We start from the raw sequence: 621 nt of genomic DNA, 5'->3' as shown, positions 1-621 counted from the left end.
CTCAAGGTGGATCTACCTCTGGTAGTTCGGCCTCTTATAATCCAAATCCAAATTATTCTTTAATAAATAATCGGGTGGAGAAATACTCAGATAAGATAGGGACTGGTGATGATGCAAAAAGTAGTGTTGTTTGGTTTGTCATAACATTTACATTGACTATGTATGCATGTTTAATATCTGCACTTGTTATTGTTGATATCTTTAACAATAAAGGTGTCAATATTCTTAATAATATAAAAGAATCATGGGCTGTTTTTACGCCAATAATAACATTATCCCTAGGTTATATGTTTGGTAGGGTTGAGGCATCGCATGCGGCCAACAAAGAAAGTGTAAAACCCATCAACAAGGATTAATTATTTCTTATTTTTTGAGAGAAGGATAGGAATATGTTCATTCATGAACTTGATGGCTTGCTTTATCGTTAGGGGGAGGTAAGACATGCAAGGATCCTCTTGAGATCCTTTTTTTCTGCGCGTAATCTCATTCCCTGTAAACGAAAAAACCGCCTTGGAAGGCGGTTTTTCGAAGGTTAAAAGAGTTGGCGCTCTTTTAACCGAGGTAACTGGCTTGGAGGAGCTCAGTCACCAAAACTTGTTTTTTCAGTTTAGCCTTAACAGG

1 protein-coding gene is annotated in these 621 nt (G+C 37.2%); it reads left to right on the top strand.

What is annotated here, in order from left to right; all coding sequences use genetic code 11:
* The coding region (locus K1I67_RS09780) for a hypothetical protein (RefSeq protein WP_223339755.1) at nt 1–356 on the top strand (356 nt) is incomplete at its 5' end.
* Nucleotides 357–621: the final 265 nt, after the last annotated feature.

It is taken from the genome of Streptococcus infantis (assembly GCF_019929575.1).
GTDB classification, from domain to species: domain Bacteria; phylum Bacillota; class Bacilli; order Lactobacillales; family Streptococcaceae; genus Streptococcus; species Streptococcus infantis_L.
The sequence above is the reverse complement of the archived record's forward strand: the minus strand, read 5'-3'. Positions and strand labels throughout refer to the sequence as shown.